This is a genomic window from Cellulomonas sp. P4_H12, from assembly GCF_056400905.1.
This window is the reverse complement of record NZ_JBFUKJ010000019.1, coordinates 59308-81073: the sequence shown is the minus strand read 5'-3', so window position 1 is coordinate 81073 and position 21766 is coordinate 59308. Positions and strand designations below refer to the sequence as shown.

Annotated in this window: 16 protein-coding genes and 1 tRNA gene; 16 read left to right on the top strand and 1 reads right to left on the bottom strand. The window is 72.7% G+C overall.

Annotation, left to right across the window (positions count from 1 at the left end; all coding sequences use genetic code 11):
- Positions 1–277: 277 nt before the first annotated feature.
- Positions 278–1459 carry an L-2-hydroxyglutarate oxidase gene (lhgO, locus tag AC1DQC_RS12605; RefSeq protein ID WP_477051583.1) on the bottom strand — a complete coding sequence of 394 codons (1182 nt, stop codon included), beginning with the start codon at positions 1457–1459 and terminating at the stop codon, positions 278–280.
- 149 nt (positions 1460–1608) lie between these two features.
- Between lhgO and mfd the strand changes: the two genes are divergently transcribed.
- The 16 genes from mfd (at position 1609) to AC1DQC_RS12525 (ending at position 21763) form a co-directional block, all read left to right on the top strand.
- Positions 1609–5277, top strand: a complete 3669-nt coding sequence (gene mfd / locus AC1DQC_RS12600; protein ID WP_477051582.1) for a transcription-repair coupling factor — start codon at positions 1609–1611, stop codon at positions 5275–5277.
- 10 nt (positions 5278–5287) lie between these two features.
- On the top strand, positions 5288–5914 hold the full coding sequence (locus tag AC1DQC_RS12595; RefSeq protein ID WP_477051581.1) for a SurA N-terminal domain-containing protein: 627 nt from the start codon (positions 5288–5290) through the stop codon (positions 5912–5914).
- Entirely contained in the window at positions 5911–6537 is a 627-nt protein-coding gene (locus AC1DQC_RS12590; RefSeq protein WP_477051580.1) for a nucleoside triphosphate pyrophosphohydrolase, read from the top strand. Before AC1DQC_RS12595 ends, AC1DQC_RS12590 begins: the two co-directional genes overlap by 4 nt.
- Positions 6538–6669: 132 nt before the next feature.
- Positions 6670–8223 carry a Re/Si-specific NAD(P)(+) transhydrogenase subunit alpha gene (locus tag AC1DQC_RS12585; RefSeq protein ID WP_477051579.1) on the top strand — a complete coding sequence of 518 codons (1554 nt, stop codon included), beginning with the start codon at positions 6670–6672 and terminating at the stop codon, positions 8221–8223.
- Positions 8223–9605 (top strand): Re/Si-specific NAD(P)(+) transhydrogenase subunit beta, encoded by a 1383-nt coding sequence (pntB, locus tag AC1DQC_RS12580; RefSeq protein WP_477051578.1) that lies wholly within the window; start codon positions 8223–8225, stop codon positions 9603–9605. The genes AC1DQC_RS12585 and pntB overlap by 1 nt, the downstream gene beginning before the upstream one ends.
- 95 nt (positions 9606–9700) lie before the next feature.
- The gene (gene eno, locus AC1DQC_RS12575; RefSeq protein WP_477051577.1) at positions 9701–10981 is read left to right on the top strand and encodes a phosphopyruvate hydratase; all 1281 of its coding nucleotides are present in this window, start codon (positions 9701–9703) and stop codon (positions 10979–10981) included.
- A 105-nt stretch (positions 10982–11086) separates the two neighbouring features.
- Positions 11087–11812 (top strand): FtsB family cell division protein, encoded by a 726-nt coding sequence (locus tag AC1DQC_RS12570; protein ID WP_477051576.1) that lies wholly within the window; start codon positions 11087–11089, stop codon positions 11810–11812.
- Between the two features lie 28 nt (positions 11813–11840).
- A complete protein-coding gene (locus AC1DQC_RS12565; RefSeq protein ID WP_477051575.1) occupies positions 11841–12344 on the top strand; it encodes a DUF501 domain-containing protein in 504 nt (167 codons plus the stop codon).
- A gap of 228 nt (positions 12345–12572) precedes the next feature.
- Positions 12573–13526 carry a Ppx/GppA phosphatase family protein gene (locus tag AC1DQC_RS12560; RefSeq protein WP_477051574.1) on the top strand — a complete coding sequence of 318 codons (954 nt, stop codon included), beginning with the start codon at positions 12573–12575 and terminating at the stop codon, positions 13524–13526.
- Between the two features lie 329 nt (positions 13527–13855).
- Positions 13856–14185 carry a PadR family transcriptional regulator gene (locus AC1DQC_RS12555; protein WP_477051573.1) on the top strand — a complete coding sequence of 110 codons (330 nt, stop codon included), beginning with the start codon at positions 13856–13858 and terminating at the stop codon, positions 14183–14185.
- A complete protein-coding gene (locus AC1DQC_RS12550; RefSeq protein ID WP_477051572.1) occupies positions 14182–15303 on the top strand; it encodes a hypothetical protein in 1122 nt (373 codons plus the stop codon). The genes AC1DQC_RS12555 and AC1DQC_RS12550 overlap by 4 nt, the downstream gene beginning before the upstream one ends.
- Positions 15304–15405: 102 nt before the next feature.
- Positions 15406–16884, top strand: a complete 1479-nt coding sequence (locus AC1DQC_RS12545; RefSeq protein ID WP_477051571.1) for a GH1 family beta-glucosidase — start codon at positions 15406–15408, stop codon at positions 16882–16884.
- Positions 16885–16955: 71 nt separating this feature from the next.
- A complete protein-coding gene (locus AC1DQC_RS12540; protein WP_477051570.1) occupies positions 16956–18449 on the top strand; it encodes an NAD(P)/FAD-dependent oxidoreductase in 1494 nt (497 codons plus the stop codon).
- Positions 18450–18520: 71 nt separating this feature from the next.
- Positions 18521–18594: transfer RNA gene (locus AC1DQC_RS12535), tRNA-Leu, on the top strand.
- A 32-nt stretch (positions 18595–18626) separates the two neighbouring features.
- Positions 18627–19469 carry a formate dehydrogenase accessory sulfurtransferase FdhD gene (gene fdhD, locus AC1DQC_RS12530; protein ID WP_477051569.1) on the top strand — a complete coding sequence of 281 codons (843 nt, stop codon included), beginning with the start codon at positions 18627–18629 and terminating at the stop codon, positions 19467–19469.
- Positions 19469–21763: an FdhF/YdeP family oxidoreductase gene (locus AC1DQC_RS12525; RefSeq protein ID WP_477051568.1), complete on the top strand. Its 2295-nt coding sequence runs from the start codon at positions 19469–19471 to the stop codon at positions 21761–21763. Before fdhD ends, AC1DQC_RS12525 begins: the two co-directional genes overlap by 1 nt.
- Positions 21764–21766 lie beyond the last annotated feature (3 nt).

Below are 21766 nucleotides of genomic sequence, written 5' to 3'. Positions count from 1 at the left end.
CCGGGCGACGTGCAGGCCGCCGTGGCGCCGAGCACGAGCGTCGCCGCGAGCGCGACCGCGAGGCCGCGCGGGGCGGCTGCGGTGGGGCGGGGCGGCGTGAGCATCGACGACCTCGGAGGGGAGGGCTCCGGCAGCGGTCGGTGAGCGACCAAAGTGCCAGAAAGCGGACATCTTGAACGTGCTCACGGTACCCAGCGGAATACCCATATCCGCCGATCGCGGACGTTTTCACCCCCGCTCCCGTGGTGCCGTCACACGTTCGGTCCAGACCTGCGGATCACCGGACGGGGAGCTGTCCCACCACGTGGTCGGCGATCTCCAGCGCGCACGTGGCGGCGGGGGACGGGGCGTTGAGCACGTGCACCTGGCGCGCGGTGCGCTGCAGCAGGAAGTCGTCGACGAGCTTCCCGTCGCGGGCCACCGCCTGGGCGCGCACTCCGGCCGGCGACGGCACGAGGTCGTCCGGCACGATCGCGGGGACCAGGGCGGCGAGCGAGCGGGCGAACGCCCGTCGGGACAGCGACCGACCCACCTCGCGGGCGCCCGGCACCACGTTGCGCGCGCCCATCCGCCACAGCCCCGGCCAGGTCAGCGCGTCGGCGGTGTCGCGCAGGTTCACCGAGCGCCAGGTGTAGCCCTCGCGCGCCAGGGCGAGCACCGCGTTGGGCCCGGCGTGCATGCCGCCGCCGATCATGCGGGTCAGGTGCACGCCGAGGAACGGGAACCGGGGGTCGGGCACCGGGTAGACGAGGCCGTTCACCAGCTCCGCGGCGGTGGCGGACAGCTCGTAGTACTCGCCGCGGAACGGCACGATCCGCGCGCTCGGGTCGAGGCCGCAGGCGCGCGCGATGCGGTCCGCGTGCAGCCCGGCGCAGGCCACGACGGCGTCGGCACGCACCTCGCCCGAGTCAACCTGCACGCGCACGTCGTCGGCCGTCTCGGTCGCGGAGATCACCCGGGCACCGAGGCGCACCTCGCCGCCGCCCTCGGAGATGTCCGCCGCGAGGGCCCGGGAGACGCCGGTGTAGTCCACGATCCCCGTGCTCTCGACCCACAGGGCGTCCACGCACGCGACGTGCGGCTCGCGCTCGCGGGCGCCCGCCGCCCCGACCAGCTGCGCCGGGACCCCGTTGGCGACGGCCCGGTCGGCCAGCCGGTGCAGCCCGGCCACCTGGTCCTGCGTGGAGGCGACGACGAGCTTGCCGGTGATCTCGACGGCCACGCCGCGCTCGCGGGCGTACTGCGCCATGCTCCGCGCGCCGGCCACGGCCATCGTCGCCTTGAGGCTGCCCGGCGCGTAGTACAGGCCGGAGTGGATCACGCCGGAGTTGCGCCCGGTCTGGTGCTCCGCGACCGCGTGCTCCTTCTCGAGCACGGTCACCTGGTGCCCGTCGCCGGTCAGGCGCGCCGCCACGGCCAGCCCCACGATCCCCGCACCGACCACGACGACGTGCGCCACGACACCTCCCGGACGGATCCCTGTGGGGTTCTGTGCAGGCAGGCTAGCGGTCCGCGTGTTGGTGCGGGCTCGTAGACTGCAGATGCACCCCGGGTCCCACGGATCCGGGGCACTTGTGTTGTGCGCACGCCCTCGACCCAAGGGACCCCATGGACCTCACCGGCCTCCTCCCCGCCCTCCTCGCCGATCCCGCCGCCGCCGCGGCGGTGGAGTCCGTCCGCGCCCGGGGGGAGCTCGACATCGTCGGCCCCGCAGGTGTGCGTCCGCCCCTGCTCGCCGCGCTCAGCAGCGGCCGTCCGCTGGTCGTCGTGACCGCGACCGGGCGCGACGCCGACGAGCTCGCCGCGGCCGTGCGCTGCTACCTGCCGCACGACGACGTCGCGGTGCTGCCCTCCTGGGAGACGCTGCCGCACGAGCGGCTGTCGCCGCGGAGCGACACGGTGGCCCGACGGCTGGCCGTGTTCCGCCGGCTCGCGCACCCCGAGACCGAGGGGCACGCCGGACCCGTGCGCGTGCTCGTGCTGCCGGTGCGGGCGCTCCTGCAGCCGGTGGTCGACGGGCTGGGCGAGCTGGTGCCGGTGTCGATCAGCACGGGCGACCGGGTCGACCTCGCGGACCTCGCCGAGCGGCTGGTCGACGCCGCCTACACGCGCGTCGACATGGTGGAGAAGCGCGGGGAGTTCGCCGTCCGCGGCGGGATCATCGACATCTTCCCGCCGACGGAGGACCACCCGCTGCGCGTCGAGCTGTGGGGCGAGGACGTCGAGGAGATCCGCTGGTTCTCCGTCGCGGACCAGCGCAGCCTCGAGGTTGCCGACCACGGCGTCTGGGCGCCCCCGTGCCGCGAGATCCTGCTGACGGACGCCGTGCGCGCGCGTGCCCTGGAGCTCATCCCACAGCTTCCCGGGGCCACGGACATGCTGGACAAGCTGGCGCAGGGCATTGCGGTCGAGGGCATGGAGTCGCTGGCGCCGGCGCTGGTCGAGCGCATGGTGCCCGTGCTCGACCTGGTTCCCGACGACAGCCTCGTGGTGATGGTCGACCCCGAGCGGGTCCGGCGGCGCGCGCACGACCTGGTCGCCACCACCCAGGAGTTCCTCGAGGCCGCCTGGACGTCCGCGGCCGCGGGCGCGGCGACGCCGCTGGACCTGTCTGCGGCGAGCTTCGCCTCGTTTGCCGAGATCCGCGCGCTGTCCGCCGTCCGCGGGCTCGGGTGGTGGACTCTGTCGCCGTTCTCCCTCGACGTCGACGCCACGGAGGCCGCCAAGCCCGACGACTTCTACGAGGGCTCGACCGGCAGCGGGCACACCGCGGCCCGGAACCAGGCGCCGCACCTGGCCGCGATGGCCGACGACCTCGCGGCGACCGCCCAGACGCTCGTGATCGGCGCGCGGGACGTCGAGCGCTACCGCGGCGAGGTCGCGCGCGCCGTGGCCGACGTGCGGGTTCTGCAGCAGGCCGGCTGGCGCCTGGTGCTCGCCACCGAGGGGCACGGCCCCGCGCAGCGCATGGTGGAGCAGCTCAAGGCCTCGGAGGTGCCCGCGCGGCTGGTCGCCACGATCACCGAGGAGCCTGAGGGCGGCGTCGTGCTCGTCGTGCCCGCGCCCGTCGGGCCGGGGTTCGTCGCCGAGCCTCTGCACCTGGCCGTGTTCTCCGAGTCCGACCTCACCGGCCGCGCCGGGACCAGCACGCGCGACATGCGCAAGATGCCGAGCCGGCGTCGCAACGTGGTCGACCCCCTGCAGCTGCGGCCGCACGACTACGTGGTGCACGAGCAGCACGGGGTCGGGCGGTTCGTCGAGCTGGTGCAGCGCACCATCGGCACGGGCGCCAACGCGGCGACGCGCGAGTACCTCGTGATCGAGTACGCGAGCAGCAAGCGTGGCCAGCCCGGTGACCGGCTGTTCGTGCCCAGCGACCAGCTGGACCAGGTGACCAAGTACGTGGGCGGCGAGGCGCCGAGCCTGTCCAAGATGGGCGGCGGCGACTGGGCGAAGACCAAGGGCCGCGCCAAGAAGGCGGTCAAGGAGATCGCCGCGGAGCTCATCCGGCTCTACTCGGCGCGCATGGCGACCGCGGGCCACGCGTTCGGGCCGGACACCCCCTGGCAGCGCGAGCTCGAGGACGCGTTCGCGTACGTGGAGACGCCCGACCAGGCCGCGACCATCGACGAGGTCAAGGCCGACATGGAGAAGCCGATCCCCATGGACCGGCTGGTCTGCGGCGACGTCGGCTACGGCAAGACGGAGATCGCGGTGCGCGCGGCGTTCAAGGCGGTGCAGGACGGCAAGCAGGTGGCCGTGCTGGTGCCGACGACGCTGCTCGTGCAGCAGCACCTCGACACCTTCAGCGAGCGGTACAGCGCGTTCCCGGTGACGGTGAAGGCGTTGAGCCGGTTCCAGACGCCGAAGGAGTCGAAGGAGGTCGTCGCCGGGCTGGCCGACGGGTCGGTGGACATCGTCATCGGCACCCACCGGCTCATCACGGGCGAGGTCCGGTTCAAGGACCTCGGGCTCGTGGTGATCGACGAGGAGCAGCGGTTCGGCGTCGAGCACAAGGAGACGCTGAAGGCCCTGCGCACCAACGTCGACGTGCTCGCCATGAGCGCGACCCCGATCCCGCGCACGCTCGAGATGGCGGTGACGGGCATCCGCGAGATGTCGACGCTGGCCACCCCGCCGGAGGAGCGGCACCCGGTCCTGACGTTCGTCGGCGCGTACGACGAGAAGCAGATCAGCGCCGCCATCCGGCGTGAGTTGCTGCGCGAGGGCCAGGTGTTCTACGTGCACAACAAGGTCGACTCGATCGAGCGCACCGCGAGCCGGCTCATGGAGCTCGTGCCCGAGGCCCGGGTGGCCGTGGCCCACGGCAAGATGAACGAGCACCAGCTCGAGCAGGTGATCGTCGACTTCTGGGAGAAGCGGTTCGACGTCCTGGTCTGCACGACGATCGTCGAGACCGGCCTGGACATCTCCAACGCGAACACCCTCATCCTCGAGCGGGCCGACCTGCTCGGTCTGAGTCAGCTGCACCAGCTGCGCGGGCGCGTGGGTCGTGGTCGTGAGCGGGCGTACTCCTACTTCCTGTACCCGCCCGAGAAGCCGCTGACCGAGACGGCGCACGACCGGCTGCAGACGATCGCGGCGAACACCGACCTGGGCGCCGGCATGGCCGTCGCGATGAAGGACCTCGAGATCCGCGGCGCCGGCAACCTGCTGGGCGGCGAGCAGTCGGGGCACATCGAGGGCGTCGGCTTCGACCTCTACATCCGCATGGTCGGGGAGGCCGTCGCGAACTTCCGCGGCGACGTGGAGGAAGAGGTGCCCGACGTCACCATCGAGCTGCCGGTCGACGCGCACATCCCGCACGACTACATCGCGCACGAGCGGCTCCGGCTCGAGGCCTACCGGAAGATCGCGGCGGCGCTGGACACGGCGACGCTCGGCGACGTCCGGGCGGAGCTGATCGACCGCTACGGGCCCGTCCCGGCGGCGGTCGACAACCTGTTCGAGGTGGCCGAGTTCCGGCTGCACGTGCGCGCCTCGGGGATCTCGGACGTGACCGCGCAGGGCAAGTTCGTCCGCTTCGCGCCCGTCGACCTGCCCGAGTCGGCCCAGCTGCGGCTCAAGCGCCTGTACCCGGGCTCGGTGCTCAAGCCGGCCGTCCGCACGGTCCTGGTGCCGTGGCCGATGACCGCGCGCATCGGCGGCAAGCCCGTGCAGGGCCGCGAGGTGATGCTCTGGGCGAAGCAGTTCATCGACGCCGTCGTCCGTGGGGACGTCGGTGTTGCGGCAACGGTGGGCACCGCACGCAGGTGAGGGCCCTACGATGACCCCGATCGACGAGCGACGACGCGGGAGGTCCCTGGTGGCGGTGCAGTGGCGTGCGGGTGTGCGGGCAACGAGTGTGCTGGTCGCGCTCGCGACGACGGTGACCCTGGCGGGGTGCGCCGGGCAGCCCGGCGCCGCCGCGGTGGTCGACGGGACCGCGATCCCGACCTCGGACGTGCAGGCCGCGCTGACCGAGCTGGCGCCGTACTTCCAAGGCGTGACGACGACGAACGTGCTGGCGGTCCTCGTGCAGGAGCCCACGGTGGTCGAGCTGGCCGAGGAGAAGGGCGTCGCGGTCTCCGACGAGGATGCCCAGGCGCTGCTCGACTCGGTCGTGCAACAGAAGGTCAAGGGCGCGACCGCCGACTTCACCGCACCGTCGCTGGCCGTGGCCAAGTACTCGATCGCCTACACCAACCTGCAGGGGCTGCCCGACGCCTCGGACGTGGGCAAGGAGATCGACGCCCGGCTGCGGAAGCTCGACGTCGAGGTGAACCCGCGGTTCGGCTCGCTCACCGACGGCAACCAGGTGGCCGACCCGACGACCGCGCCCTGGATGGTCAAGGCGAAGGCGCCGGCGCCCACGGACGGGGCCACCCCCGAGCCGTCGCCCTCGGCGTCGTGACCGAGGCGGACTCGCTGCGCGCCCTGGTGCGCGTGATGGACCGCCTGCGCTCGCCGGGCGGCTGCCCGTGGGACGCCCAGCAGACGCACGAGTCGCTCGTGCCGTACGCGCTTGAGGAGGCGTACGAGCTGGCGGAGGCGATCGAGACCGGTGACCGCCCCGGCCTGCGGGAGGAGCTGGGCGACCTGCTGCTCCAGGTGGTCTTCCACGCGCGGATCGCCACCGAGCACCCCACTGACCCGTTCGACGTCGACGACGTGGCGGCGGACCTCGTCGCCAAGCTGGTGCGCCGGCACCCGCACGTGTTCGAGGACGCCCCTCTCGAGGGGGACGCCCACGTGCAGTGGGACCGGCTGAAGAACGTCGAGAAGCAGCGGGCGTCCGTCCTCGACGGCGTGCCGGCGGCGCTGGGAGCGCTGGCCCGCGCGCAGAAGATCGCCGGTCGCGCCGGCCGCGCCGGGATGCCCACGGACGCGCCCGACGGGGACGGGCTCGGGGAGCGGCTGCTGCGGCTGGTGCTCGAGGCGCAGGCGGCAGGCCTCGACGCGGAGGGCGAGCTGCGCCGGACGGCGGCCGCCTGGGAGCAAGACCTTCGGGCCTCGGAGTCGGCCGCCCGGCCCTGATACAGACGTTCCGGCGTTCGTGCGAAACGGAGAAGGAAAGCGCTTGCCGACGAGGGGATCGCGCCCGTAGCCTTCCCGTGGCCGCCATGATGAGCGCCACGGCACGACCATCCGAGGTGGAGGACCGCAACGATGCGCATCGGCATCCCGACCGAGAGCCGGGCCGGCGAGCGGCTCGTGGCCGCGACGCCGAAGACCGTCGGCCAGCTGGTCGGCCTCGGCTACGACGTCCTCGTGCAGCGGGGGGCAGGCGACGCCGCGACGTTCCGCTCCGAGGCGTACGCGTCGGCCGGCGCCACGATCGGCGATGCCGCCGAGGTCTGGGCCGCCGACATCGTCGCCAAGGTCAACGCGCCGACGGACGACGAGATCGCCGCCCTGCGTCCCGGATCCACGCTGATCGCCATGCTCGCGCCGGCGGCCGCCCCGGAGCTCGTCGAGGCGCTGCACGGGCAGGGCGTCACCGCGCTCGCCCTCGACGCCGTGCCGCGCATCTCGCGGGCGCAGGCGCTCGACGTGCTCAGCACGCTGTCGAACGTCGCCGGCTACCGTGCCGTGGTCGAGGCCGCCGAGGCGTACGGCGGCATGTTCACCGGTCAGGTCACGGCCGCGGGCAAGACCCCGCCGGCACGGGTGTTCGTCATCGGTGCGGGGGTCGCCGGGCTGGCCGCGATCGGCGCGGCCGGCGCGATGGGGGCGCGTGTGCGCGCGTTCGACGTGCGGCCCGAGGTGGGCGAGCAGATCGAGTCGATGGGTGCCGCGTTCGTGCAGGCGGACGCCGCGCAGCAGGCGGTCAGCGCGGACGGGTACGCCAGCGCGCTGACGGCCGAGCAGGAGCGGCTGACCCAGCAGATGTACGCCGCCGAGACGGCCGACGCGGACATCGTCATCACGACCGCGCTCGTGCGCGGCCACGCGCCGACCACGATCACCGCGGCGATGGTCGCCGGGATGCGGCCGGGCAGCGTGATCGTCGACCTTGCTGCGTCCGGCGGCGGCAACTGCGAGCTGACCGTGCCCGGGTCGTCGGTGGTCACGGAGAACGGCGTGACGATCCTCGGCTGGACCGACCTGACCAGCCGGATGCCGCAGCACACGTCGCAGCTGTTCGGCACCAACATCGTGCACCTGCTCCAGCTGCTCACCCCCCGCAAGGACGGCCGGCTGGTCCTCGACCTGGACGACCCCGTGCAGCGCGGCATGGCGGTGACCCGCGACGGCGAGGTGCTCTGGCCGCCGCCCCCGGTCCAGGTGTCGGCGGCGCCGTCCGCGCCAGCGGGCCCGACGGACGAGGAGCGGGCGGCGGCCGCGGTCGCGCTGGCCCAGGACAAGGCCCGTCGACGCCGGCGCCGGTCGGTCGTCCTCGCGCTGCTCGCGGTCGTCGTCCTGCTCGGCATCTCGTTCGCGCCCACCGCGTTCCTCGGGCACTTCACGGTCTTCGTCCTGGCCGTGATCGTCGGCTACTACGTGATCTCCAACGTCAGCCACTCGCTGCACACGCCGCTCATGGCCCAGACCAACGCCATCTCGGGGATCATCCTGGTCGGCGCGCTCCTGCAGATCGGCGACGACAGCTGGCTGGTCACCGTGCTCGCGGTCATCGCGGCGTCGGTCGCCAGCATCAACGTGTTCGGCGGCTTCCTCGTCGCCAACCGCATGATCCGCATGTTCCGGAAGGACGCCTGATGCCGACGTCGGTCGCCCAGGCCGCCTACGTCGCCGCCGCGGTGCTGTTCATCCTCAGCCTCGCCGGCCTGTCCAAGCAGGAGACCGCCCGCCGGGGCAACGTCGCCGGCATGGTCGGCATGGCCCTGGCCCTCGTCGCGACGATCGCGCTCGCCCTCCAGCGCTCCGAGCGGCCGGTCGAGGTGACGGCGTCGCTGATCCTCGTCGTGCTGCTCGTCGGCGCGACCGTCGGCACGTGGCAGGCGCGCCGCGTCGAGATGACGCAGATGCCGGAGCTCATCGCGGTCCTGCACTCGTTCGTCGGGCTGGCCGCCGTGCTCGTCGGCTACAACTCGTTCCTCACCGAGCCGTCGGACCCGGCGCACCTGGTCGAGGTCTTCCTCGGGGTGCTCATCGGTGCCGTGACGTTCACCGGCTCGATCGTCGCCTACCTCAAGCTGTCCACCCGGATCCGCTCGGCGCCGCTGATGCTGCCGGGTCGGAACGTGCTCAACCTGGCCATGGTGCTGGCGTCGGCGGGCCTCATGGTCTGGTTCCTGGGCACCGCGAGCGTGCTTCCGCTGCTGCTCATGACCCTCGTCGCCCTGGCGCTCGGCTGGCACCTGGTCGCGTCCATCGGCGGCGGCGACATGCCCGTCGTCGTCTCGATGCTCAACTCGTACTCCGGGTGGGCGGCCGCGGCCGCCGGCTTCATGCTCAGCAACGACCTGCTCATCGTGACCGGCGCCCTCGTCGGGTCCTCCGGTGCGATCCTCAGCTACCTCATGTGCACGGCGATGAACCGGTCGTTCCTCTCCGTCATCCTCGGCGGGTTCGGCGCCGAGGGCGGCACGGTCGCCTCGTCCGACGTCGACCTGGGGGAGTTCCACGAGGTCATGGCGCCCGAGGTGGCGGAGCTGCTCGCCGACGCCCGCACGGTGGTCATCACGCCCGGGTACGGGATGGCCGTCGCCAAGGCGCAGTACCCGGTGGCCGAGCTCGTCGCCAAGCTGCGCGCCCGCGGCGTCGACGTCCGGTTCGGGGTCCACCCCGTCGCCGGCCGACTGCCCGGCCACATGAACGTGCTGCTCGCCGAGGCCAAGGTGCCGTACGACATCGTGCTCGAGATGGACGAGATCAACGGCGACCTGGCCGACACCGACGTGGTCCTCGTCATCGGCGCGAACGACACCGTGAACCCCGCGGCGCTCGACGACCCGGCGTCGCCGATCGCCGGCATGCCCGTGCTCGAGGTGTGGAAGGCGGCGCGCGTCGTCGTCTTCAAGCGCTCGATGGCCACGGGCTACGCGGGCGTGCAGAACCCGCTGTTCTTCCGCGACAACACCTCGATGCTGTTCGGCGACGCGAAGGACCAGGTCGAGCACATCATGCTGGCGCTCTGAGCGGGAGGCGTCCACCAGTCGAAGGGCCCAGGACGCTCTCTCGGGGACGCCACTAGGGTGAGGTCGTAAACCCACCCGCTTCAGAAGGAGCACCCATGGCCAGCATCGAGGCCGTCGGCGCCCGCGAGATCCTGGACTCGCGCGGCAACCCCACTGTCGAGGTCGAGGTCGCACTCGACGACGGCACCATCGCCCGCGCCGCCGTCCCCTCCGGTGCCTCGACCGGCGCGTTCGAGGCCGTCGAGCGCCGTGACGGCGACTCCGCCCGCTACCTGGGCAAGGGCGTCGAGGAGGCCGTCGCGGCCGTCATCGACGAGATCGCTCCGGAGCTCATCGGCTTCGAGGCCACCGAGCAGCGCCTGGTCGACGCCGCGCTGATCGACCTCGACGGCACGGCCAACAAGGGCAAGCTCGGCGCCAACGCGATCCTCGGCGTCTCGCTCGCCGTGGCCAAGGCCGCGGCCGACTCGGCCGACCTGCCGCTGTTCCGCTACCTCGGCGGCCCGAACGCGCACGTGCTTCCGGTCCCGATGATGAACATCCTCAACGGTGGGTCGCACGCCGACTCCAACGTCGACATCCAGGAGTTCATGGTCGCCCCCATCGGCGCGTCCACGTACCGCGAGGCGCTGCGCAGCGGCGTCGAGGTCTACCACTCGCTCAAGTCCGTGCTCAAGGGCAAGGGCCTGTCGACGGGTCTCGGCGACGAGGGCGGCTTCGCCCCCAACCTGGGCAGCAACCGCGAGGCGCTCGACCTCATCCTGGTCGCCATCGAGAAGGCCGGCTTCACGCCGGGCGTCGACCTGGGCCTCGCACTCGACGTCGCCGCGACCGAGTTCTTCAAGGACGGCGTCTACCACTTCGAGGGCAAGACGCTCTCGAACGAGGAGCTGTCGGCCTACTACGAGCAGCTGGTGAAGGACTACCCGCTGGTCTCGATCGAGGACCCGCTGTCCGAGGACGAGTGGGAGGGCTGGTCCCACCTGGTCGCGACCATCGGCGACAAGGTGCAGATCGTCGGCGACGACCTGTTCGTCACCAACCCCGAGCGCCTGCGCAAGGGCATCGAGCTCAAGGCGGCGAACTCGCTGCTGGTCAAGCTCAACCAGATCGGCACGCTGACCGAGACGCTCGACGCCGTCGAGCTGGCCCAGCGCAGCGGCTTCACCACGATGACCTCGCACCGCTCCGGCGAGACCGAGGACACCACGATCGCTGACCTGTCGGTGGCCACGAACGCCGGCCAGATCAAGACCGGTGCCCCCGCCCGCGGCGAGCGCATCAACAAGTACAACCAGCTGCTCCGCATCGAGGAGGAGCTGGACGACGCCGCGCGCTACGCCGGCCGCTCCGCCTTCCCGCGGTTCCAGGCCTGACGCACGACCCTCGAAGGCCGGTCATCCTGCGGGTGGCCGGCCTTCGGCGCGCCACGGTTCCCGACGTCCGCGCAGGTGGGTGCCGTCCGGGGCAGAATCGACGCCATGTCTGCCCCCCGACGCCCGGCGTCCCCGAGCGCCCCGGGTCGGCGTCCGGCGGCACCGCGGTCCGGCACGCCGACCGCCGGGGCTAACGTGCCGCGCGGCAACGCGGGCGCGCGCTCGTCGGCACCGCGGTCAGGAGCCACGCCCCGCGTCGGTCCGGCGCCCTCGTCGTCGGCCCGCCCGTCCTCGTCGCGACCCTCCGCCTCCCGCCCCGCCACGCGCGGCAGCGCCCCGACGCCCGCGCGCGGCACCCCGCGCGCCGAGCGGGTCCAGGTCCGCGTGCCCCGGCTCTTCACGGTCCGCGCCATGGTGTTCTCGTGCGTGCTGCTGCTCGCGTTCGTGCTCGTGTACCCGACGCTGCACTCGTACCTGCAGCAGCGCGTCGAGGTGGACCAACTGCGCGGGCAGGTCGAGGCGGCGCGGCAGCGCAACGACGACCTCGAGGCGGACCTCAAGCGCTGGGACGACGAGGCTTATGTGCGGGCACAGGCACGCGAGCGGCTGTCGTTCGTGATGCCGGGGGAGAAGGCGTTCCGCGTGATCGACCCGGAGACCGTGCCCGACACTCCGCCGGCCGCCGCCGGACCCGCGTCCGTGCTCGACTCCGGCTCGACCCTGCCCTGGTACGCCAACGTGTGGGAGTCCGTGCAGGTGGCCGGCAGCACGCCGGTCACGAGCGACAATGAGACGCCCGCACCGAGCCCCACGGCACCCGCGGGCGGCTGACCCGCCCCGGCACGAACGGAACCTCGCTGTGACCCCCACGCCTCTCGACGCCGTCACCGACCAGGACGTCGCGGTGCTCGCCGAGCAGCTCGGCCGCCCCCCGCGCGGCGTGGTCGGCATCGCCGCCCGGTGCGTCTGCGGGCGCCCGCTGGTCGTGCGCACCGCCCCCCGCCTGGACGACGGCACCCCGTTCCCGACCACCTACTACCTCACGTGCCCCCCGGCCGTCGCCGCGGTGAGCACCCTCGAGGCCGGCGGGCTGATGAAGGAGCTCACCGCCCGGCTCGCCGACGACGAGGAGCTCGCCGCCGCCTACCGACGCGCCCACGACGCCTACCTGGCCGACCGCGAGGCGCTCGGCCACGTCGAGGAGATCGCGGGCATCTCCGCCGGCGGCATGCCCACGCGCGTGAAGTGCCTGCACGTGCTCGTGGGCCACGCGCTGGCCGCCGGCCCGGGCGTCAACCCGATCGGCGACGAGGCCCTGGCGCTGATCCGCGACGACTGGCGCCCGGACCGCTGCACCTGCTGACCCCCTTCCCACAACGTCCGCACAGGTACGGGTTCCGGCCCGTAGTTGTGCGGACGTCCCGCCGGCGGCAGCCGTGCCGTCCGCGTAGGTACGTGCTCTAGCCCGTACTTCTGCGGACGTCCGGTCGGGGGAGCGGTCGCGTCCGCGTACCAGCGGCTCCAGATCGAGCGCGTCGGACGTCCGGTGTGCAGGCCTCGGGGGACCGGGTGGGGGTGCGAGGATGGGCGCGTGACGCGTGTGGCTGCCATCGACTGCGGGACCAACTCCATCCGACTCCTGGTCGCCGACGTGGATCCCGACGCGGGGACGCTGGTCGACCTGGACCGCCGCATGGAGGTGGTCCGCCTCGGGCAAGGCGTCGACCGGACCGGCCGCATCGCTCCCGAGGCCCTCGAGCGCACGCTCGACGCCGCCCGCCGCTACAACGACATCTGCACGGAGCTCGGCGTCGAGGCCGTCCGGTTCGTCGCGACGTCGGCGTCGCGGGACGCCGAGAACCGGGCCGACTTCGTCGATGGCGTTCGCGCCGCGCTGGGCGTCGAGCCGGAGGTGGTGCCCGGCGAGGAGGAGGCCGCGCTGTCCTTCCGCGGGGCCACCGGCGTCCTGGCCGCCGCCCACCCCGGACCGTTCCTCGTGGTCGACCTGGGCGGCGGCTCGACGGAGCTGGTGCTGGGCACCACGACGCCCGAGGCCGCGTTCTCCATGGATGTCGGCTGCGTGCGGATGACCGAGCGCCACCTGCGCAGCGACCCGCCGACCGCCGACGAGATCGCCGCCGCGCACGCCGACGTCGCGGCCGCGCTGGACACGGCGTCGGCCGTCGTCCCCCTGGGCAAGACGGTGACGCTGGTCGGGCTCGCGGGCACGGTGACCACGGTGACGGCCCACGGCCTCGGGCTGCCCGCCTACGACGCCTCGATCATCGACGGGTCGGTGCTGCCCGTCGACGTCGTGCTGGCCGCTTGCGACGACCTGCTGCACCGGTCGCACGCCGAGCGTGCCGCCCTCGGGTTCATGCACCCCGGCCGCGTCGACGTGATCGGCGCCGGCGCGCTGGTCTGGGGCGATGTCGTCAGGCGGGTCCGCGACGAGGTCGCCGCGGCCGGCGGTCGGCTCACCGAGGTCCTCACGTCGGAGCACGACATCCTCGACGGCATCGCCTGGAGCATCGCCACCCGCTGACGCCCCGCGGCCAGACATCCACGCTACGAGCGGCCCCGCCACTCGCGCCCGCACTCCTGCGGGCAGTGGCCACCACGAGTGCGGACGTTGGCGGCACCTGAGTGAGGACGTCCGCACTCCTGCGGGTCCCGGCCCGATCGAGTGCGGACGTCCGGGAGTGGGGCGACGCGACACGCCGGCATGTGGCGCGTGGTGGACGGTAGTGCGCAATGTGTAATAGCGTCGCGCCTGCGGGAGCCGGAGGGGGCTCCCGCACCAGACAGCCGGCCCGGTGCCGTCGGTCGCCCGCCCGGGTGATCGACGGGCCGGGACGTCGACCGGGAGGTCCCATGGACACCACGCAGCTGCTCAAGGGCGTGCTCGACCTGGCGGTGCTCGCCGTCGTCGCGGACGAGGACGGGTACGGGTACGACGTCGTCCGCCGGCTGCGGTCGGCGGGGATCGAGGAGGTCGGCGACGCGTCGGTGTACGGCACGCTGCGGCGGCTGTACTCGTCGGGAGCCCTGACGTCCTACGTCGTGCCGAGCGACGAGGGCCCGCACCGCAAGTACTACGGGATCAACGCGCAGGGGCGGGCGATGCTCGAGGCGCAGCGCAAGGACTGGTCGGAGTTCGCAGGCACCATGGGCCGCCTGCTCGGGACGGAGGGCGTGCGATGAGCGTGCTGGACACCACGGACGCGCTGGACGTCAGGGGCTACGCGGAGGCGGTGCGCCGCAGCCTGGCCGACCTGGGGCCGGAGCTGGTCGAGGACCTCACCGACGACCTCGAGGCCGACCTGACGGACGCGATGGCGGACGAGCGGCACGTCGCCCACGGCAGCGGGCTGCTGGAGCAGTTCGGGCCTCCGGAGGCGTACGCGGCCGAGCTGCGGGCGGCAGCGGGGCTCGCGCCGGCGGTGGCATCGGGCACGCGGCGGGGGTTCCAGGTGTTCTCCGACCCCGTCGAGGACGTCCGGCGACTCGGTCGGGGGACGCTGCGGCGGCTCCGCGCGCAGAGCTGGTGGGCGCCGGTCGAGTCGTTCCTCGTGTCGCTGCGGCCGGTCTGGTGGTTGCTGCGCGCGTGGATCGGCTACGAGGTGCTGGCGATGTACTTCGGGGGCGCTGCGTCCACCGCCGTGCCGCGGTCGCTGCTGAGCTGGGTGGTCCTGCTGGCCGCGGTCGTGGTCAGCGTGCAGTGCGGGCGCGGTGTGTGGCTGCGGGCCCCCCGGGTGCGCTGGCTGGTGGTGACCGCGAACGTCGTGGCGATCCTGGCGCTGCTGCCCGTGCTGTCCTGGGTCCAGGGCAAGCTCCAGTACCAGGAGGCGCTCGTCGCCAGCTACGAGTCGGGCCCGTACGCCGGCGGCACCCAGACCATCTACCAGGACAAGGCGGTCGACGGCGTCGTCGTCGACGGAATCCAGGTCAGCAACCTCTTCGCGTACGACGTCGACGGCAACCCGCTGACGGATGTGCAGATCTACGACGACCGCGGGCGGCCGGTCCGGACCACGTACGACGACGGCGCCGGCCAGTACTGGTTCCCCGAGTCGACGCAGCCGTGGTCGTTCGTGCCGCGGGCCGACGCCGACGGCCGGTCCCGCTGGAACGTCTACCCGCTGCAGGGCGCGCCGACGGAGGCGTTCACCTACGACGACTCCGGGATGCAGGTGCTGCCCACGGGCACGAGCCCGACGACTCCGCCGTGGCCGTTCGCGAAGGCTCCGGCGCTCGACGCACCCGCGACGCCGACCCTGGGCGCCGACGGACCGACACCGACCCCCAGCCCGACACCCTGAGCTGCCTGCCAGGTGGCACCCACGGCGGGTGCCACCTGGCAGAATGCCTGCTTGGGAGCGCTCTCAGCGCTCAGTCCGTGCCGACGCTCGAGGAGGAGCGCCATGCCCACGCCCAGGGAGCCCCTGCTCGACCGCCGCCTGCTCCTGCAGCTGGGCGCGACGACCGGCCTGCTCGCCGCGTGCACGCCGGACGGCTCGTCCCCTGCCCCGACGGCGACCACGCCGACGACCGCCTGGCAGCCGCCCGCCGAGCCGATGACCTTTCCCGCCGGGTTCGTGTGGGGCGCGGCGACCTCCGCGTTCCAGGTCGAGGGCTCGACGACGGCCGACGGGCGGGGCCCGTCGATCTGGGACACGTTCGCAGCGACGCCGGGACGCATCCGCGACGGCTCCACGGGTGACCCGGCGGCGGACCACTACCGGCTCTGGGCGTCGGACCTCGACCTGATCAAGGACCTGGGCCTGCCCGCGTACCGGTTCTCGGTGGCGTGGCCGCGCATCCAGCCCACGGGGTCGGGCGCCGTGAACCAGGCGGGCGTCGACTTCTACCGCCGGCTCGTCGACGGGCTCCTGGCACGGGAGATCCACCCGGCGATCACGCTGTACCACTGGGACCTGCCGCAGCCTCTGCAGGACGCCGGTGGGTGGGCGGTCCGCGACACGGCGGACCGGTTCGCCGAGTATGCGGCGGTCGTGTTCGACGCGCTGCGGGACGTCGACGCCACCTGGCTCACCCTGAACGAGCCGAAGACGACGGCGTTCGTCGGCTACCGCTGGGGGTCGCACGCGCCGGGGATCAGCGATGTCGACCAAGCGGCCGCGGCGGTCCACCACCAGCTGCTCGCGCACGGCAAGGCGGTGCAGGCGTTCCGCGCCAGCGGCGCCGCCGGCGGCATCGGCATCGCGCTCAACCTGCTCCCCGTCTACCCGGTGAGCCGCACGGCCGACCCGGCGGCGGTGCACGTGGACGGCGTCGAGAACCGGCTCTTCCTCGACCCGGTGCTGCTCGGGCGGTACCCGACGGACGCCATCGGCAAGGGGCCCGGCCAGCTCCCTGCGGACCCCGACGCGTTCGAGGCGCTGGTGCAGGACGGCGACCTGGCGACGATCAGCGCCCCGATCGACGTGCTCGCGGTGCAGTACTACGGCGTCACGGGGGTCGACGACGTCGGCAACCAGGTGCCGCTCTACCCGACGTCGGCGGCGACCTGGCAGCAGGTGCACCCGGAGGGCCTCTACGACCTGCTGATCGACCTGCTCATCGACTACCCGGACGCGCCCCCGCTGGTGATCACCGAGAACGGCATCCCCGACCCCACGCCGGAGGGCTCCGCCGACGACCCGGCCCGGCTCGAGTTCCTGCGCGCCCACCTGCAGCAGGCCGCACGCGCGATCGACGACGGGGTCCAGCTGACCGGCTACTACGCGTGGTCGCTGCTGGACAACTTCGAGTGGGCCGAGGGCATGACGCAGCGCTGGGGGCTCGTGCGGGTGGACTTCGAGACGCAGGAGCGGACGCCCAAGCAGAGCGCGCAGTGGTACTCCACGGTGGTTCGCGCGAACGCCGTCGAGCCCTCCTGAGTGCCCACTGTGCGCAGCATCACCGGGATCTGGTAGGGCACGGGAACCCTCTCGCCGCTACCGTTGAAGGTATGCCTCAGTCTGCCTCCGTCGTCGCCACCCCGAAGGCCACCGTGGATGCGGCGGCCCGCACGAGCAAGCCGCGCAAGGTGCCCCGCGTCGTGATCCTCGGCGGCGGCACCGTGGGCCTGTACACGGCCCGCCGGCTGCGCAAGCGCCTGGGCAAGCGGGAGGCGGCCATCGTCGTCGTCGACCCGCGCCCCTACATGACCTACGCGCCGTTCCTCCCGGAGGCCGCGGCCGGCTCGATCGACCCGCGCAACGTCGTCGCGCCGCACCGTCGCGCGCTCAAGGGCGTCGACGTGCTGCAGGGCAAGGTCAGCCAGATCAACCACGCCGACCGCACGGTCGAGATCACGCCCGAGGAGGGTGACCCGTACTGGATCACCTACGACCACCTCGTCGTGGGCCTCGGCGCCGTCGCCCGCACGCTGCCCATCCCCGGCCTGGCGGACTTCGGCATCGGCTTCAAGAACGTCGAAGAGGCCATCGCGCTGCGCAACCACGTGCTCAACCGCATCGACGTCGCGGCGAGCACCTGGGACCCCGAGCTGCGTCGCCGGATGCTCACGTTCGTGTTCGTCGGCGGCGGCTTCGCCGGCATCGAGGCGCTCGGCGAGGTCGAGGACATGGCGCGCGCCGCGGTGAAGTACTACAAGGCCGTCGAGCAGGACGAGCTCCGGTTCGTGCTGGTCGAGGGCTCGCCGCGCATCCTCCCGGAGGTCAGCGAGGAGCTGGGCGGCTACACGCTCGAGCAGCTGCGCAAGCGCAACATCGAGATCCACCTGTCGACGTTCCTCAGCAGCTGCATCGACGGCCACATCGTGCTGTCGAACAAGACGGAGTTCGACGCCGAGACGCTGGTGTGGACGGCCGGCGTCAAGGCCAACCCCGTGCTCAAGGACTCGGACCTGCCGCTGGACAACCTCGGCCGGGTCACGTGCAACGCCTTCCTCCAGGTGGTCGACGCCGACGGCACCGTCGTGCCCGACGCCTACGCCGCCGGTGACTGCGCCGCCGTGCCGGACCTCTACAACCCGGGCAAGTTCTGCCCGCCGAACGCCCAGCACGCGCTTCGCGAGGGCAACCACCTGGGCGACAACCTGTCCCGCGTGCTGCGCTCCGCCGAGCTGACCGAGTACAAGCACAAGAACATCGGCGCCGTCGCGTCCCTCGGCATGTACAAGGGCGTCGCGCAGATGTTCGGCCGGATCAAGGTGCGCGGCTTCCTGGCGTGGGTGCTGCACCGCTCGTACCACGTGGCCGCCATGCCGACCTGGAACCGCAAGATCCGGATCGCCGTCGGCTGGACCGGCTCGCTGCTGCTGCGTCGCGAGGTCGTCGCGCTGGGCAGCCTGCACGACCCCCGCGCGGAGTTCCGGTCCGCGTCGGTGCCGGCCAAGCCGCGCGCGGTCGAGCCGGGCGAGAAGGACCCGTCGCTGCCGGCCATCAAGGCCGAGGCGGGCTCGCCGGCCGAGAAGGCCACCGGCAGCAAGAGCGCCTGAGCACACCCGAGACGAGCCCCCGGTCCCGCGCGGACCGGGGGCTCGTCCGCGTCCTGGCAGGATGAGGCGCGGCCCCCGTAGCCCAACTGGCAGAGGCAGCCGGCTTAAACCCGGCACAGTCCGGGTTCGAACCCCGGCGGGGGCACCGGACGGGCCCGCGGGTGCTGTGATGGGGCCATGGAACGCATCGCGGTTCGACGACGAGTCACGCGCATCACGCTCGAGGACGGCGCACGTCGGGTGGAAGACGTCCTCGCGGCGGAGGAGCCGCTCGAGATCCGCGTCGGCGGCCGAGCGCTGGCGGTGACGATGCGCACCCCGGGTCACGACGTGGACCTCGCCGCCGGGTTCCTGGTGTCGGAGGGCGTCGTGACGGCCGCCGACGACTTCGCGGCCGCACGCTACTGCGCGGGCGCCACCGCCGAAGGGCTCAACACCTACAACGTGCTGGACGTGACACTGGCCCGCGGCGTCCCCGCGCCCGACCCCAGTCTGGAACGCACCTTCTTCACGACGTCCTCGTGCGGGCTGTGCGGGAAGGCGAGCATCGACGCGGTGCGGACGCGCTCGCGCTGGACGGTCGCCGAGGACGACGGCGCGATCCCGGCCGAGCTCTTGGCGACGTTCCCCGACCGGCTCCGGGAGCGCCAGGAGGTGTTCGCCCGGACGGGCGGGCTGCACGCCGCGGGGCTCTTCGACGCCGCGACGGGCGAGCTGCTGGTGCTGCGGGAGGACGTCGGCCGCCACAACGCCGTGGACAAGGTGGTCGGGTGGGCGTTGAAGGCCGGGCGGCTCCCGCTGCGCGGCACGGTGCTCATGGTGTCCGGACGCTCGTCGTTCGAGCTGACCCAGAAGGCGCTCATGGCCGGCATCCCGGTGCTCGCGGGCGTCTCCGCGCCGTCGTCGCTCGCCGCCGACCTCGCGCAGGAGTCCGGGATCACGCTGGTCGGGTTCCTGCGGGGGTCGTCGATGGTCGTGTACTCGCGGCCCGAGCGCGTGCTGGTCGGGGCGCGGGTCTGATGCCGCGCAAGCCGCCGGTCGAGGACCCGACCTACGACCGCATGCGGGTCCACCCGCCCGACGCGTGGGCCGTCGGGCTGCCCGCCGTGGTCAACGCGATGACCTACGCGCTCGAGGACCTGGGGCCGGGCCGCTCGCTCACGCTGCTCAGCCGGCTGAACCAGAAGGACGGGTTCGACTGCATGAGCTGCGCGTGGCCGGACCCCGAGCACCGCGCCCGGGCGGAGTTCTGCGAGAACGGCGTGCGCGCCGTCTCGTGGGAGGCGACGCCGGTGACGGTGCCGACGACCTTCTGGGCGGAGCACTCGCTCGCGGACCTCGAGGACAGGTCGGAGTACTGGCTGGGCATGCAGGGCCGGCTGGTCGAACCGGTCCACAAGCCCGCCGGCAGCGACCACTACGTCCCGATCAGCTGGGTCGACGCGTTCCGGCTGGTCGCCGACAGGCTCCGGGGCCTGGACTCGCCGGACCAGGCCGCGTTCTACACCAGCGGCCGCACGGCCAACGAGACGGCGTTCCTCTATCAGCTGTTCGTGCGCGCCTTCGGCACCAACAACCTGCCCGACTGCTCGAACATGTGCCACGAGTCGACGGGCACCGCGATGAACGCGACGCTCGGCGTCGGCAAGTCGACGATCGCCTACGACGACTTCGCCAAGGCCGACCTGGTCATCGTCATGGGGCAGAACCCCGGCACCAACCACCCGCGGATGCTCACCGCGCTCGAGGAGGCCAAGCGCGCAGGCGCCGGGATCGTCGCGGTGAACCCGCTGCCGGAGGCGGCGCTGCGGCGCTACAAGAACCCGAAGACGGTCCGGGGGATCGTCGGCCGGGGCACCGACCTCGCGGACCAGTTCCTGCAGATCCGCAGCGGCGGCGACATGGCCCTGCTGCAGTGGGTGTCCCGGCGCGTGCTCGAGGCGGAGGACCGCATTCCCGGCACGGTGCTCGACCACGAATTCCTGGCGGAGCACACGCTCGGCCTGGACGACTTCCGCGCGCACCTCGAGGCCCTCGACGAGGCCGAGGTCCTCGCGGCGACGGGTCTGTCCGCCGCCGAGATGGACGAGCTGGCCGACCGCTACCTCGCGGCCGACCGCGTGATCATCACGTGGGCGATGGGCCTCACGCAGCACCGCAAGGGCGTCGACACCATCAAGGAGATCGTCAACCTGCTGCTGCTGCGCGGCAACATCGGCAAGCCGGGCGCCGGTGCGTCCCCGATCCGGGGGCACAGCAACGTGCAGGGCGACCGCACCATGGGCATCTGGGAGAAGATGCCCGACGCCTTCCTGGACGCGCTGGCCGCCGAGTTCTCGTTCGAGCCTCCGCGCCGGCACGGCCTCGACTCCGTGGGGTCGATCGAGGCGATGCAGCGGGGCGAGATCAAGGTCTGGTTCGCGCTGGGCGGCAACCTGGTCGCCGCGATCTCCGACACGGCCGCCGCCGAGGCCGCGATGCGCGGGACCGAGCTGACCGTGCAGGTCTCCACCAAGCTCAACCGGTCGCACGTGGTGACGGGCGCCGAGGCGCTGATCCTGCCGACCCTCGGCCGCACGGACGTCGACCTGCAGGCGACGGGCCCGCAGTTCGTGTCGGTCGAGGACTCCGTGTGCGCGGTGCACGCGACGCACGGCGCGCTGCCGCCCGTCTCACCGCTCCTGCTCTCGGAGGTGTCGATCGTCAGTCGGCTCGCCCGCGCCGTCCTCGGCGACGACGGTCCGATCGACTGGGCCGGCTTCGAGCGCGACTACAACACCATCCGCGACTCCATCTCCCGCGTGGTGCCGGGCTTCGCGGACTTCAACCGGCAGGTCCGGCGCAAGGGCGGGTTCGTGCTGCCCAACGGTCCGCGCGACTCCCGGACCTTCCCGACGCCCACCGGCAAGGCGATGATCACCGTCAACGAGCTCGTGCCCGTCGAGTGCCCGCCGGGGCGGCTGCTGCTGCAGACGATCCGCTCGCACGACCAGTTCAACACGACCATGTACAGCCTGAGCGACCGGTACCGCGGCATCAAGAACGGCCGCGACGTCGTGTTCGTCAACCCCGACGACCTGGCGGAGCTCGGCCTCGCGGACGGGGACCGCGTCGACGTGGTCAGCGAGTGGCGCGACGAGCCCGACCGGGTGCTCCCGGGCTACCGCGTCGTGGCCTACCCGACCTCGCGCGGGTGCGCCGCCGCGTACTTCCCCGAGGCGAACGTGCTGGTCCCGCTCAGCAGCACGGCGCTCGGCAGCAACACGCCGGTCTCCAAGGCGGTCGTGGTGCGGCTGGACAAGGTCGAGGCGTAGCCG